The sequence below is a fragment of the Geodermatophilus sp. SYSU D00867 genome, assembly GCF_054050315.1.
Map to the genome: position 1 here is coordinate 44954 of NZ_JBJGZC010000029.1, position 14510 is coordinate 59463.

The following is a 14510-nucleotide window of genomic DNA, read 5'->3' on the forward strand; positions in this document are numbered from 1 at the left end:
GCTCCGAGGACGCACGGAGGCCCCGTGGTCGGCGACCGCGGGGCCTCCTGCCGTGGCGGGGGCCGAGCACCCACCCCACGCGCGAACCGGCCTGCGGCACACTGCGCGGTCACCGGCGGAGGGGACGCGATGGACAGGCCCGTGCTGATGGCGGTGGACGACGACCCGGCCGCGCTGCGTCCGGTGCAGGAGGAGCTGACCAAGCGCTACGGCACCGACTACGACGTCCGCTGCCTCACCTCGGCGGAGGAGGCGCTCGGCGACCTGGCGCGGGTGCGGGCGGCGGGCGGGGAGGTGGCGCTGGTCCTCGCCGACCAGTGGATGCCCGGGATGACCGGCGTCGAGTTCCTCGACCGCGTGCGGGCGCTGCACCCGGAGGCGCGACGGTCGGTGCTGATCACCTGGCACGACCGGTCGACCGCCCCCGTGCTGCCGGTGTCGGTGCTGCGGCAGATCGACTGGGTCACCAAGCCCTGGCAGCCCGGGGACGAGCACTTCCACCAGGCGATCGGGCAGTTCCTGTACCAGTGGGCGCTGCCGAACCGGCCGCGGTTCCTGGCGGCCCGGGTGGTCGGGGAGCGCTGGACGGCGCGCTCCCACGAGATCCGGGACCTGCTCAGCCGCAACAGCGTGGCCTACGGCTTCCACGACGTGGCGTCCGAGGAGGGCCGGGCGCTGCTGCGGGAGGTGGGCCGGCCGGCCGCCCGCCTGCCGGTGGTCGTCCTCTTCGACGGACGGGTCCTCGAGGACCCGTCCGGTCTCGAGATCGCCGACGCGCTCGGCGTCAGGACCCGGCCGGACCCGCGGCCCCACGACGTCACGGTCGTCGGTGCGGGCCCCGCGGGGCTGGCCGCGGCGGTCTACGGCGCCTCCGAGGGGCTGCGCACGGTCGTGCTGGAGGCCGAGGCGATGGGTGGGCAGGCCGGCACCAGCTCGCTCATCCGCAACTACCTGGGCTTCCCCCGCGGCATCCCCGGCGCCGACCTGGCGCAGCGGGCCTACGAGCAGGCCTGGCTGCTGGGCGCGGAGTTCGTCTACGGACCGCGCGCGGTCGGCCTGGAGACCTCGGGCGACGGCCTCGTCGTCTCGCTGAGCGACGGCAGCGCCGTCACCAGCCGGGCCGTCGTCCTCGCCACCGGGGTGACCTACCGGCGGCTCGGCGTCCCGTCCCTGGACGCGCTCGTCGGGGCGGGGGTCTTCTACGGCGCCGCGGCACCGGAGGCGCAGGCGATGGCGGGCGAGGAGGTGTACGTCGTCGGAGGGGCCAACTCGGCGGGGCAGGCCGCGCTGCACCTGGCCCGCTACGCCCGGCGGGTGACGCTCCTGGTACGCGGCGCCTCACTGGCCGCGACCATGTCCGACTACCTGGTCCGCGAGATCGACGCGGCGGCCAACGTCACCGTCCGCCACGGCGCCGAGGCGGTCGGCGGCAGCGGTGAGGGGCGGCTGACCCACCTGGTGGTGCGCGACCGGGACGGCGGGGACACCGAGACGGTCCCCGCCGCGGGCCTGTTCGTGCTGATCGGCGCCGAGCCGCACACCGACTGGCTGCCCGGTGCGATCGACCGGGACGGCACGGGCCACGTCCTGACCGGCGCCGACCGGCGCGGCGGCCCCGCCGGCGGTGAGGTCCGCGAGTTCGAGACCAGCGTGCCCGGCGTGTTCGCCGTCGGCGACGTCCGGCACGGGTCGGTGAAGCGGGTGGCCTCCGCGGTCGGGGAGGGCGCGGTCGCCATTCGCATGGTCCACGACCACCTCGGCCGCCTCCGAGGTCCCCACCCGGGACGGTGACGCGGAGGAGGCGTCACGCCGGCGTGACCGCCGGGATCTCGGGCTCTCCACGGCCGGGTGCGGCCTGCGGCCGCGACCCGCGCGCGTCGGCGGCCATGCGGTCGGACAGGGTGGCGGCGTCCGCGCCGACGAAGCCCAGCAGCGCCGAGCCGCGGCACGTCTGCCACGGCAACCCCAGGAAGTACAGCCCGGGCACCGCGGTGACCCCGGCGTCGTGCCGGACCTGCCCGTCGACGACCACGCCGGGCACGTGCAGCCACGAGTGGTCGCTGCGGTACCCGGTCGCCCACACGACCGCGTCGACGTCGAGGGTGGTGCCGTCGGCGAAGCGGGCGGTGCGTCCGGTGACCGCGGTGAGCCGGGGCCGCAGGTCGATGCCGCGGCGGCGCAGGTCGCGGGTGCGGGTGCCGATGACCAGGTCACCGCGGGCGCGCAGCCGGCGGGCGATGCGGGTGTGCGCGGGCACGGTGAAGAACCCGACCGTGTCCAGCCAGGTGAACAGGTCACGGCCGGCGATGCGCTGCGGCAGCTCGGTCGGCCGGGTGCCGACGGCGACGGTGACGGGCTGGGTGGCGGCGAGCTCGGCGGCGATCTGCAGGCCGGAGTTGGCGCCGCCGACGACGAGCACCCGGCCGTCGCCGGGCAGCTGGGTCGGGTTGCGGTACCCGGCGCTGTGGAGCTGCGGTACCGCCGGGTCCACCTGCTGGGCCAGAGCCGGGACGTGCGGGGTCTGGAACGGCCCGGTGGCGACGACGACCTGCTCGGCGCGCACCGTCCCGGTCGGCGTGGTCGCGGTGAAGCCGCCGTCGCCGTCGCGGTACAACCGCAGCACCGGGGAGTTCGTCCGCACCGGGAGGGCGAAGCGCCGGGCGTAGGCGGCCAGGTAGTCGGCGACGTCGTCCTTGCTCGGGTGGGTGTCCGCGGGAGCGGGGAACGGGAGGCCGGGCAGCGAGTCGTACCGGGCGGGGCTGAACAGCCGCAGCGAGTCCCAGCGGGAGCGCCACGAGTGGCCGACCTCGGGTCCGGCGTCGAGCAGCAGGAGGTCCGCGTCGCGGCGGGCGAGGTGGTGGCCGATGGCGAGACCGGCCTGGCCGGCACCGATCACGAGCACGTCGACGGACCGATCGGTGGGGACGGGGGTGGGCATGACGGCTCCTGGCAGGGGTGGGGGAGGGGACGGGCGGTGCGGTCAGCCGAGGCCGCGGTGAGCGTGCGCGGCGGTGCTGGTCGTGGAGGCTCCTCGGTCCGGGCTGGCTCTGCGCCGGACGCTAGGAGCGGACGGGAGGCGTCACGCCGGGAGAACCACCGGGTTCCCCGCCGTCCCCCGGGAGCCGGGCAGCCGCGCGTCAGTCCAGCGGGAGGGCGGTGAGCTCGGCGCGGGAGGCCACCCCGAGCTTGCTGAACACGTTCCGCAGGTGGAAGTCGACGGTGCGCGGACTGACGAACAACTGTGCCGCGACGTCCCGGTTGGACAGGCCCTGCCGGACCAGGGCCGTCACCTGACGTTCCTGCGCGGTCAGCTCGGTGGTCGTGGAGACGTCGCGGCGCCGCGCGGTCTCCCCGGACGCACGCAGCTCCTGCGCCGCCCGCTCGGCCCACGGGGTCGCGTCCAGCTCCTCGAACAGCGACAGCGCGGTGCGCAGGTGCTCCCGGGCGTCCACCCGGCGCCGTGCACGGCGCAGGTGCTCGCCGAGGGCCAGCTCGGTGCGGGCCCGGGCGGGCGTCCGCAGCGACGCGGCGTGCGCGTCCAGGGCACGCCGGAAGTGCTCCTCGGTGGCGTCGTCCCCGGCGAGCAGGGCGCGACCGTGCTCGACGACGGCGCGCGCGGCCGGGGCGCCGGTGCCCGCGGCGAAGTCCTCCAGCTCGCCCAGCCAGGTGCGGGCGAGGTCCTCGCGGCCGGCGCGGACCGCGGTCTCGAGCCGGTCGAGCGCGGCCATGCGGCGGTATCCGGGTGAGCTGATCTGCTCGAGGTGGTACAGGGCCGACGCCGGCTGCCGGGCGCGGAGGCCCCGTGCCCAGCGCACCAGGTCGGCGACGAGGAAGTCCGCGAGCCCGACCGGGTGCGCCTCCCGGATCGCGGTCGCCTCGGCCAGGAGGCGGTCGGCGGCGTCGTCCCCGCGCAGGGCGGCCAGCAGCCCGAGCTCGGCGGTCGGCAGCGCGGTCAGGCCGGGGTGTCCCGTGCCGGCGGTCAGCGCCAGCGCCTCGGTCGCGGCGCCGGCGGCCTGGGCCCAGTCGCCGGTGGCGATCTGGAACTGCGCCCCCCGGGTGAGGGCGTGCTCGACCATGGTGAGCGCGCCTGCGCGGCGGGCGGCGGTCAGCTGCTCGGCGTGCAGCCGGAGACCCCGCTCGTCGTCGTCGACGAGCATCGCCGCGACCCCCAGGTTGGGTTGCAGCACGTGGTCGTCGACCGGGTCGGCGTCGGTGAGGGCGAAGGCGCCGCGGAAGCACTCGGCGGCGGTGGCCCAGTCCCGGCAGGCGGTGGCGCGGAACCCGCGCAGCAGGGCGGAGGCCGCCCGCACGCGGGGCGGCGCGTCCGGTGCCGGGGGGCGGACCAGCGCGGCCGGGTCGACGTCCCGGGGCGACCGGGCACCGAAGGCGGCCAGTGAGGCGGCGAGCATCGCCAGCTCCTGCGCCATCGCCTCGTCCGCCTCGGCGGCGACCCGGGCGGCCTGCAGGACGAGGTCGTAGCCGTCGTCGAGCGAGCGGGTGTTCCACTCGATCTGCCCCTGCAGGGTCAGCAGCCGCGCCCGCACCCGCGGCTCGAGCGGCTCGGCCGCGGCCGCGGCGGCCAGCGCCGTGGCCTGGGAGGGGTGCGCCCCCAGCCAGGCCGACGACGCGGCCGTGTACAGCCGCCGGCCACGGGCCGCGCCCGCGGTGGTGAGCTCGGCGGCGCGGGCCCACGCGGCGGCCGCCGCCTCGTGGCCACCGCGGGTGGCGGCGCGCTCGGCCACGTCGTCGAGGGCGGCGACGACGGTCTCGTCCGGCCGGTCGGCGGCGGCGGCCAGGTGCCAGGCCCGGCGGTCCGCGTCGGGGCCGACCGCCGCGGCCAGGGCGCGGTGTGCCGCGCGGCGCTGCGCGCTGGTGGCGGCCCGGTAGACCGCGGAGCGCACCAGCGGGTGGTAGAGGGCGAGCACGTCCCCGTCGACGTGCAGCAGCCCGGCGCGCTCCACCTCGTCGAGGGCGTCGTCGCCGGCTCCGAGGTGCTCCGCCGCGGCCCGGACCACCGTCAGCCGGGCGGTGTCGTCGGCCGCGGCCAGCAGCAGCAACCGCTGCGCCGGCTCGCCGAGCCGCCGGTAGCGGTCCAGGAAGCCCCGCTCCACCCCACCGGTCAGCGGCAGCTGCGTGGGCAGCGGCGACCGCCCGGCCAGCTGCTCGGGGGTGAGCACCCCGGCCAGCTCGACCAGCGCCAGCGGGTTGCCGCCGGTGGCCGCCACCAGCCGGTCGCGCACCGCCGGGTCCACCGTGGCGCCGGCCCGCGCGGACAGCACCGCCTCGGCGTCCGCCCCGGCCATGCCGCCGAGGACGACGGCGGGCAGGTCGGGTGCGTCGAAGCGGCGGGCGTCGCCGTCGCGGGCGGCGAACAGCACGGCCACCCGCTCGGCCTGCAGCCGGCGGGCGACGAACAGCAGCGCCGCGGCCGAGGCGTCGTCGAGCCAGTGGGCGTCGTCGACGACGGCCAGCACGGGGGAGTCCTCGGCGGCGTCGGCGAGCAGGCTCAGCGTGCCGAGGAACGCCAGGAAGCGCTCGCCCTCACCGGCCGCCTCGCCGAGGGCGGCACCGAGCGCGGCCTGCTGTGGCGCCGGCAGCCCGGTGAGGAGCGTCCGCAGTGGCCACAGCAGCCGCTGCAGGGCGGCGAAGGCCAGCGGCGACTCCGACTCCACGCCCGAGGTGCGCAGCACCCGCATGCCCGCGGCGGCGTCCACCGCCTCGGCCAGCAGCGTCGACTTGCCGGCCCCGGCGACGCCGCGGACCACCAGCGCACCCCCGGTCCCGGCGCGTGCGCCGTCGAGCAGGGCGGCGATCCGCGCACGCTCGGCGTCCCGTCCGGCCAGCACGGCGCCGACCGTACCGAGCGCTGCGGAGCTCCCGTGGCACCGGCGAGACCGCCGGGTGGGTCCCGGCCGCCGACGCGGGCGTCAGTCGAGCGGGTGGGCGGCCAGCTCGGTGCGACTGGTGACGCCCAGCTTGGCGAACACGTTGCGCAGGTGGAAGTCGACGGTGCGCGGGCTGACGAACAGCTGCGCGGCGACGTCCCGGTTGGCCAGGCCCTGACGCACCAACCGGGCCACCTGCAGTTCCTGCGGGGTGAGGTCCACGACCGTGGACGCGTCGCGACGGCGGGCGGTCTCGCCGGACGCGCGCAGCTCCTGCCGGGCGCGCTCGGCCCACGGCTGCGCGCCGAGGTCCTCGAACGTCTCGAGGGCGGCGCGCAGGTGGGGCCGGGCGTCGACCCGGCGGCGGGAGCGGCGCAGGAAGGCGCCGTACGCCAGCTGGGTGCGGGCCCGGTCGGGCGGGCGGTCGCTCTTGGCGTGCGCGGCGAGGGCCTGCTCGAAGTGGCGCTCGGCCTCGGGGCCGTCGGTGAGCAGCGCCCGGCCGTGCTCGGCCACGGCGGAGGCCCAGGCGGAGCCGGTGGCCTCGGCGAAGCCGGCCAGCTCCTCCACCCAGGCGTGAGCCGGGTGCGGCCGCCCGGCCCGCACGGCGGCCTCGATGCGGTCCGTGGCGGCCAGCCGGCGGGTCATCGGATGGCGGATCTGCTCCAGCTGGTGCAGCGCGGCGGCCGGATCGGCCGCGTCGCGCACGCCACGGGCCCACCGCAGCACGTCGGGCACCACCTCGGCCAGGATGCCGAGCGCGTGATCGGCGCAGATCCGCTCCGCGTCGGCGAGGTACCGGTCCACCGCCCCGTCGCTCCGCAGCGCGGCCAGCAACGCCAGCCACGCGGTCGGCAGGGCGGCCAGCCCCCGGTGCCCGGACTGGTCGGCCAATGGCAGCGCCTCGGCGGCCGCGGCGCGGGCCGCGGTCCACCGCCCGGTGGCCACCTCCGCGAAGCCGAGCCGGGCCAGCGAGTAGAGGATCATCAGCACGGCGCCGGTGCTGCGCGCCCGGGTCAGCAGCTGCTCGTGGTAGCGCCGGGTCAACGCGTCGTCGCCCAGGTACATCGCGGCGATGCCCAGGTTGGGCAGCAGGTCCAGGTCCTCCTCGGCCAGGTGCTCGGCGAGGGCGAAGGCCTCCTCCAGCGGCGGCATCGCCCCCTGCCAGTCGCCGTGGACGGCGGCGTCGAGGCCGTGCAGCAGGTCGGAGAAGCACCGGGCGCGCACCGGCGCGTCGGGCCCGGGGCGGGGGACCAGGGCCGGAGGGGCGACGGCGCTGCCGGAGCGCGCACCGAACGCGGCCAGCGCCGCGGCGAACATGGCCATCTCCCGCGCACGCTGCGCGTCGTGCGGCGCCACCTCGGCGGCGGCCTGGAGCACCATCCGCTGCCCGGCGTGCAGCGAGCCGGTGTTCCACTCGATGCGCGCCCGGAGCCGGAGGACGTCCGCGAGCAGCAGCGCGTCACGCGCCTGCGCCGCGGCGGCGTCGACCAGCGCCCGGGCCCGGGCGGGTCGGGCGGCCAGCCAGGCGGAGCGGGCGGCGGCGTAGAGCCGCTCGGCCTGGGCGTTCCCGGCCGGTGAGAGCTCGGCGGCGCGTTCCCAGGCGGACGCGGCCGCCTCCAGACCTCCTCGCGCCCGGGCCCGCTCGGCGGCGGCGTCGAGCTCGGCGACCACGGCCTCGTCCGGCTCCTCGACGGCGGCGGCGAGGTGCCAGGCGCGCCGGTCGGCCTCGTCAGGGCCGGTCAGCACGGCCGCCAGGGCTCGATGGGCCCGTCGGCGCTCGGTGCTGGTGGCGGCGCCGTACACCGCCGAGCGCACCAGCGGGTGCCGGAGGTCGACGGCGGCGTCGCGGACCTGGAGCAGCCCCGAGCGCTCGGCCACCTGCAGTGCGTCCTCACCGGCTCCCAGGGAGGCGGCCGCCTGCCGCACCACCCGCGTCTGACCGGAGTCGTCGGCGGCCGTGACCAGCAGAACCGTCCGGGCCTGCTCCGGCAGCCGCCGGTAGCGGTCGAGGAAGGCCCGCTCCACGCCCTCGGTCAGCGGCAGCCGGGTCGGCAACCGCACCCGGCCGGACAGCTGCTCCGGCGTCAGGGCCCCGGCGAGCTCCACGAGCGCCAGGGGGTTGCCGCCGGTGCTCGCGACCAGCGCGTCGCGCACCTCCGGGGGGACGGGGACCCCGGCGCGGGCGGAGAGCAGGTCACCGGCGGCCTGGGCGTCGAGGGCCCCGACGGCGAGGCGGGGCAGGTCACCACTGTCGAAGGTGCGCACGTCGGCGTCGCGGGCGGTGAACAGGAGGGCGACCCGCTCCACCTGGAGTCGCCGGGCCACGAACAGCAGCGCCGCGGCGGACGCGTCGTCGAGCCAGTGGGCGTCGTCGACGACGGCGAGCACCGGGCGGCGCTGTCCGGCGTCGGCGAGGACGTTCAACGCGGCCAGGAAGACCAGGAAGCGGTCGCCGGGGCCGTCGTCGACCTCACCGAAGGCCGCCCGCAGCGCCCGGGCCTGCGGCTGCGGCAGGTGGTGCGCACAGTCGGCCACGACCGGGCGCAGCAGACGGTGGAGCGCGGCGAACGCCAGCGGGGACTCCGACTCCAGACCCTGCGTGCGGAGCACCGTCATGCCGTCGGCCCGGGCCACCGTGTCGCGCAACAACGCCGACTTGCCCACGCCCGGGTGTCCGACCAGCACCAGCGCCCCGCCCCGGCCGGCCCATGCCTCGTCCACCAGTGCGGCGATGGCTGCCCGCTCGGAGTCCCTGCCGGAGAGCACGCCGAGACCCTAGTGCGCCACCGGACGGAACCGAGCCGCCTTCCCCGCGCGGTTCCCGGCCGGACGGGTCGTCGCCCGCGGGCAGGCCATCCCGGCGGAACCACCGGCGCGACCGGACTCCGCCACGCCGGACGGTGGCGGCACACCCGGACCTGCCTCCCGAGGAGGGAACCCGTGACGACCCACTCCGCCGCCGGACCGGCGGCGCCCGCCCACCCGCACCCGTCAGCCCACCCGACCGTGCCCACCGTCGACGAGCCGCGCCGGCCGTGGACCGTCTTCGGTCTGATGATCACCGCGCAGGTGATGGTGATCCTCGACGTCTCCGTGGTGAACGTCGCACTGCCGTCGATTAGCCGCGGTCTGCACCTCTCGGCCGCGGACTACCAGTGGACCGTCAGCGCCTACGTGCTGCTCTCCGGCGGCCTGCTCCTGCTCGGCGGTCGCATCGCGGACCTGATCGACCGCCGGGGGGCGTTCCTCACCGGCGTCGGCCTGTTCACCGCCGCCTCCCTGACCAGCGCGCTCGCCCAGGCCCCGTGGATGCTGGTCGTCTCCCGCGCCGCGCAGGGAGCCGGCGCCGCGCTGCTCACCCCCGCGGCGCTGTCGATCGTCATGACCGCCTACGCCGGCAGGCAGCGGCAGACGGCGCTCGCCGTGTGGGGCACCGTCGGCAGCCTCGGCATCGCCGCCGGCGTGCTGTTCGGCGGGGCGCTGACCAGCGCACTGGGCTGGCGGGCGGTGTTCTTCGTCAACGTGCCGATCGGCGTCGCCGTCGTCCTCGGCACCCTGCGCGCCGTGGCCCGGGGCGCCTCCCGGGCGGGGGCGCTGCGCCGGCTCGACGTGCCGGGCGCGCTGACCCTGGTGGGCGGGCTGCTGGCCCTGGTGTCCGGCATCGAGGCCACCCGCTCGGCCGGCTGGACGGCGCCCCGCACCTGGCTCGCGCTGGCCGCCGCCGCGGTGCTGCTGACCGCCTTCGCCCGGCTCGAGCGCCGCACCACCGATCCCCTCGTGCCCCCGGCGACCTGGCGCATCCGGTCGCTGGTCTCCGCGTCGGCGGTCATGGCCGGCGTCACCGGCGTGGTGGTCGGCGCCGTCTTCCTGACCTCGCTGTACCTGCAGGACGTCGTCGGAGCCTCGCCGGTCGTGGCCGGCCTGGAGTTCCTGCCCCTGGCCGGCGCGATCACCCTCGCCGCCACCGCCGCGTCGAAGGTGGTCGGCCGGGTCGGTGCCCGCACGCTGGTCCTCGGCGGCCTGGTCGTCATGGCCGGCGGCGCGCTCCTTCTGGCCGCGAACGCCGGCGGCACCTCCTACGCCGCCGACGTGCTGCCCGGCCTCCTGCTCGTCGGCGCGGGCGTGGGGCCGATGTTCGTGGCGATCGCGGTCGCCGCGATGGGCGACGTGCCGGGCGAGAGCTCCGGCGTGGCGAGCGGGCTGATGATGACCGGACACGAGATCGGCGCGGCCCTCGGCGTCGCCGGGCTCACCGCCGTCGCCGGTGACCTCGCCACCTCCGCCGGTCTGGTCGACGGCTACGGGCGCGCCTTCGCTGCCGCCGCCGGTGTCCTGGTCGCCCTGTTCGTCCTCACCGCACTCGCCGTGCCCGGCGGCCGGCCGGCCGCCGCAGCCGCCGGCCACGGCGCCCACGGCCACGGCGCCCACGGCCACGGCGCCCAGGGCCACGGCGCCCACGGCGCCCAGGGCCACGGCGCCCACGGCCACTGAGCCACCCGGCGCTCCCGGCCTCCTGGCGAACCCGGCCTCCTGGCGAACCCGGCGTGGATCCCGGCGGTTTCCCCGGTGAGAGCGACCCACCCCCACGCCGACTCTCGTCCCCGACCCCACCACCACCCCGAGGAGTCCCCGTGCTGTCCAACACGCCCCGCACCTTCGTCGGCTCGACCACCTTCACCGTCACCGGCATGACCTGCGCGCACTGCCAGCGGGCGGTCACCGAGGAGATCTCCGGCGTGGCCGGCGTCCGGTCGGTCACCGTCGACCTGGCCAGCGGCACCGTCACCGTCACTGCCGACCGCCCGGTCGACCGCGCCGACATCGCCGCCGCCGTCGACGAGGCCGGCTACGCCCTCGTCCCGTAGCCCTCATCGCCACCCCGCTGTCCGGGTCGTCCACCGGCACTCCGGCCCCACGACCCGGGCAGCGGCGTCCGGAGTCCACCGTCCGCCACCGCTTGCCAGGAGCCCGCCATGACCTCCACCCACGAGCACCTCACCCGCTCGCGCCAGCAGGAACTGATCCGCGAGGCCGAGCACGCCCGGCTGGTCCGCTGCCTGCGCCCGGCCCGGCCCTGGCGACGCCCCCGCCCGTGCCCCTGCGCCTGACCGCCGCCTCCACCACCTCGACCCGCTTGCCGCCCCCGACGACCCGCTCCTCCCGGGAGAGACGATGACCGTCACCGACACGCAGCCCGCCCCGCCCCCGACCCGGCCCGTGATCGCCGCCCGCGCGGTCGACGTGGTCAAGACCTACGGCCGTGGCGAGGCCGCCGTCCGCGCCCTCGACTCGGCCAGCGTCACCATCCCTGCTGGGGACTTCACCGCCGTCATGGGACCGTCCGGGTCGGGCAAGTCCACCCTGATCCACGCCCTCGCCGGCCTGGACGACATCGACTCCGGCCAGGTGTTCGTCGGCGACACCGACCTGGGCGCGCTGTCCGAGCGCGGCCGCACCCTGCTGCGCCGCGAGCGGCTGGGCTTCGTGTTCCAGGCGTTCAACCTCATCCCGGCGCTGACCGCGGCGGAGAACATCGCGCTGCCGCTGACCCTGGCCGGCAAGCGGCCGGATCCGGCGTGGACGGACGAGCTCGTGCACATGCTCGGCCTCCGGACCCGGCTCGACCACCGCCCGGCCCAGTTGTCCGGTGGCCAGCAGCAGCGGGTCGCCGTCGGCCGGGCCCTGATCGCCCGCCCGGAGCTGGTGTTCGCCGACGAGCCGACCGGCAACCTCGACTCCCGCGCCGGCGCCGCGCTGCTGACGTTCCTGCGTGACGCCACCCGCAGCTTCGGCCAGACGATCGTCATGGTCACCCACGACCCGGTCGCCGCCGCCTACGCCGACCGGGTGGTCTTCCTCGCCGACGGCCGGATCGTCGACGAGCTCACCGGCCCCACCGCCGAGACCGTGCTGGCCCGCCTCGCCCGCCTCGACGTCTCCCGCCGCGACGAGCCGGTGGGGGCGTGATCGCGATGTGGCGCCTGTCCTGGTCCAACGCGCTCGCGCACCGCTCCCGGCTGACGCTGACGTGGCTCGCCGTCGCGCTCGGCGTCGCGTTCGCCGTCGGCAGCCTGGTGCTCACCGACACCAGCACCCGCCTGCTCGACGAGCAGTTCCGCACCACCGCCGCCGGGGTGGACCTCACCGTCCGGGATGCGGCCGCCTTCGACGCCGCGATGGGCGTGGAGGTGGCGCGCGACCCGCTGCCGGCCGACCTGGCCGACCGGATCGCCGCCGTCGCCGGCGTCGACCGGATCCGCCCGGTGGCCTCCGGACCGGGGCAGCTGCGGGTCCGCGGCACCGCCGTGGAACCCGCCGGGCCGACGATCCTCGGCACCTGGGCCGAGGCCCCGTTCACCGCCTACGAGCTCAGGTCCGGGCACGCCCCCCGTGCGGCCGACGAGGTCGTCCTGGACGCCGCCACCGCCGATGAGCAGGGCATCGCCCTCGGTGACACGGTCACCGTCTCGGCCACCGCGACCCGGCAGCTGCGCGTGGTCGGGCTGACCGGCGTCGGCGACCGCGACGGGCTGGCCAACAGCACCGTGGTGCTCGTCGACCTGCCCACCGCCCAGACGCTGCTCGACCTCGGTACCGGCCTCACCTCGGTCGACGTGATCGCCGCCGACGGTGTTGCCGTGACCGACCTGCGCGGCGACCTCGCCGCCGCGCTCGGCGCGCAGTACGCCGTCACCGGCGGCCAGGACGCCGCCGCCGCCAGCGCCGACGCGGCGAAGGAGAGCATCGGCTACCTGCGCATCGTGCTCCTCGCGCTCGCCGCCGCCGGGCTGGTGGTCGGGGCGTTCCTGATCGCCAACACCTTCGCCATCGTGCTCACCCAGCGGGCCCGGGAACTGGCGTTGCTGCGTGCCGCCGGGGCCACCGGCCGGCAGGTGTTCGGCTCGGTGCTCGGCGAGGCGTTGCTGGTCGGCCTCACCGGCGCGGCCGGCGGCACCGCGGCCGGCATCGGTGCCGCGTACGCGCTGCGCGGCCTCGCCCGGGGCGCCGGACTGGCGCTGCCCGACGGCCCGCTCACCGTCACCGCCCGCACGCTGGTCGTCGGTCTGGCCGCGGGCACGCTGATCACGCTGCTGGCGGCGCTCGGCCCGGCCCGCCGCGCCGCCCGCACCGCGCCGGTCGAGGCGATGCGGGCCGCCGCGCCGGCGCCCGCCGGTCCGCGGCGGGGCCGTCTGGTCACCGGCTGGGTGCTGCTCGGCCTGGGCCTGGTGCAGCTGGTCGCGGCCGCGCTGCTGGGCAACGTCACCGGCGTCGGCCTCGGCGCGGTGCCGCTGCTGGCCGCGCTGGTCGTGCTCGCTCCCGTGCTCGCGCCACGGCTGGCCCGCGCGGTCGGCCGACCGCTCGACGGGCTGGGCGTGCCCGGGCGGCTGGCCCGGGAGTCCACCGTGCGCGACCCGCGGCGCACCGCGGCCACCGCGACGGCCCTCGCCCTGGGCCTGGCGCTGATCGCGTTCGTCACGGTGGTCGGCAGCTCGGTGAAGGCGATCGGCGCCAGCTCGGGCGAGGCGATCACCGCCGACCTGCTGGTGCAGAGCAGCGGCGACGAGATGCTCGGTGGGCTCTCCCCGGAGGTCGCCGCGCGCGTCGCCGCCCGACCGGAGGTCGCCGCGACCTCCCCGGTCCGTTTCGGCCACTGGCTGGACGCCGGGACGACCAGCGCGCTCACCGCGGTCGACCCGGCAACCCTCCCGTCGGTCGCCGACGTCGAGATGGCCGCCGGCAGTCTGGCGGCGCTCGACGGCGGGGGGATCGTGCTCGCTGCCGACGTCGCCGCCGAGCGTGGCCTGTCCGTCGGCGACACCCTGGCGATGACCTTCTCGCGCGACGGCGAACAGCTGCTGCCGGTCGTCGGGCTGATGGCCGACGACTCGGCCCGGGCGCTGTCCACCAGCTACGTGCTCTCCCTCGGCACCTACGCCGCGCACTACAGCGAGAACGTCGACGCCACCGTCTACGTCGCCCTCGCCGACGGGGTCGACCCGGGCGAGGCGCGGACGGCGGTGGAGGCCGCGGTTGCCGACTTCCCGAACGCCGAGGTCCTCGACCAGGCCGAGGCCGCCGCCGACCGCGCCGCCGCCGTCGACCAGGTGCTCGGGCTGATCACCGTGCTGCTCGGGTTCGCGGTGCTGATCGCGCTGCTGGGCATCACCAACACCCTGGCGCTGTCCATCGTCGAGCGGACCCGGGAGATCGGACTGCTGCGGGCGGTCGGTATGACACGGGCGCAGCTGTCGTGGATGGTCCGCGCCGAGGCGCTGCTCATCGCCGCGGTCGCCGTGGTCACCGGCGTCGCCCTCGGTCTGGGGTTGGCGGCGGCCACCCTGGCCGGACTGTCCGCGGACGAGCCCCTGGTCATCGAGGTGCCCGTCGGACAGGTGGTGGCCGTCGTCGCCGCCGCAGTCCTCGCCGGTCTGGTCGCCGGGCTCGTGCCCGCCCGACGCGCCGCCCGGCTCGACGTGCTCACCGCGATCGCCACCCAGTGACTCGGCGCGCCGGCCCGCCCCCCCGCGGGGCCGCGCCCCCGCCCGGTCCCCGCTCAACCCCCCCCCCCGCCCCCCCCCCCCCCCCCCCCCCCACACCCCCCCTCACCCGCCCCCACGCCCGACC

Annotated in this window: 9 protein-coding genes; 6 read left to right on the forward strand and 3 right to left on the reverse strand. The window is 77.4% G+C overall.

Going from position 1 to position 14510, the window contains the following annotated elements; translation table 11 throughout:
- Positions 1–129 precede the first annotated feature (129 nt).
- Positions 130–1791, forward strand: coding sequence for an FAD-dependent oxidoreductase (locus ACI8AK_RS21230; protein ID WP_456957891.1), 1662 nt, complete (start codon positions 130–132; stop codon positions 1789–1791).
- Positions 1792–1804: 13 nt separating this feature from the next.
- Here ACI8AK_RS21230 and ACI8AK_RS21235 read toward each other — a convergent pair whose 3' ends face one another.
- The 3 genes from ACI8AK_RS21235 to ACI8AK_RS21245 all read right to left on the reverse strand — a co-directional run bounded on the left by ACI8AK_RS21235 (position 1805) and on the right by ACI8AK_RS21245 (position 8651).
- Positions 1805–2938, reverse strand: coding sequence for a flavin-containing monooxygenase (locus tag ACI8AK_RS21235; protein WP_456957892.1), 1134 nt, complete (start codon positions 2936–2938; stop codon positions 1805–1807).
- 199 nt (positions 2939–3137) lie between these two features.
- A complete protein-coding gene (locus ACI8AK_RS21240) occupies positions 3138–5846 on the reverse strand; it encodes an ATP-binding protein (protein ID WP_456957894.1) in 2709 nt (902 codons plus the stop codon).
- Between the two features lie 81 nt (positions 5847–5927).
- The gene (locus ACI8AK_RS21245) at positions 5928–8651 is read right to left on the reverse strand and encodes a helix-turn-helix transcriptional regulator (protein WP_387989495.1); all 2724 of its coding nucleotides are present in this window, start codon (positions 8649–8651) and stop codon (positions 5928–5930) included.
- Positions 8652–8825: 174 nt separating this feature from the next.
- Between ACI8AK_RS21245 and ACI8AK_RS21250 the strand changes: the two genes are divergently transcribed.
- From ACI8AK_RS21250 to ACI8AK_RS21270, 5 genes are all read left to right on the forward strand, one after another.
- Positions 8826–10376 (forward strand): MFS transporter, encoded by a 1551-nt coding sequence (locus tag ACI8AK_RS21250; protein ID WP_456957896.1) that lies wholly within the window; start codon positions 8826–8828, stop codon positions 10374–10376.
- Positions 10377–10516: 140 nt separating this feature from the next.
- A complete protein-coding gene (locus ACI8AK_RS21255) occupies positions 10517–10750 on the forward strand; it encodes a heavy-metal-associated domain-containing protein (protein ID WP_387989501.1) in 234 nt (77 codons plus the stop codon).
- 108 nt (positions 10751–10858) lie between these two features.
- Entirely contained in the window at positions 10859–10993 is a 135-nt protein-coding gene (locus tag ACI8AK_RS21260) for a hypothetical protein (RefSeq protein WP_387989504.1), read from the forward strand.
- Between the two features lie 64 nt (positions 10994–11057).
- Positions 11058–11852, forward strand: coding sequence for an ABC transporter ATP-binding protein (locus ACI8AK_RS21265; protein WP_456957898.1), 795 nt, complete (start codon positions 11058–11060; stop codon positions 11850–11852).
- A 5-nt stretch (positions 11853–11857) separates the two neighbouring features.
- Positions 11858–14386, forward strand: a complete 2529-nt coding sequence (locus ACI8AK_RS21270) for an FtsX-like permease family protein (RefSeq protein ID WP_456957900.1) — start codon at positions 11858–11860, stop codon at positions 14384–14386.
- Positions 14387–14510 lie beyond the last annotated feature (124 nt).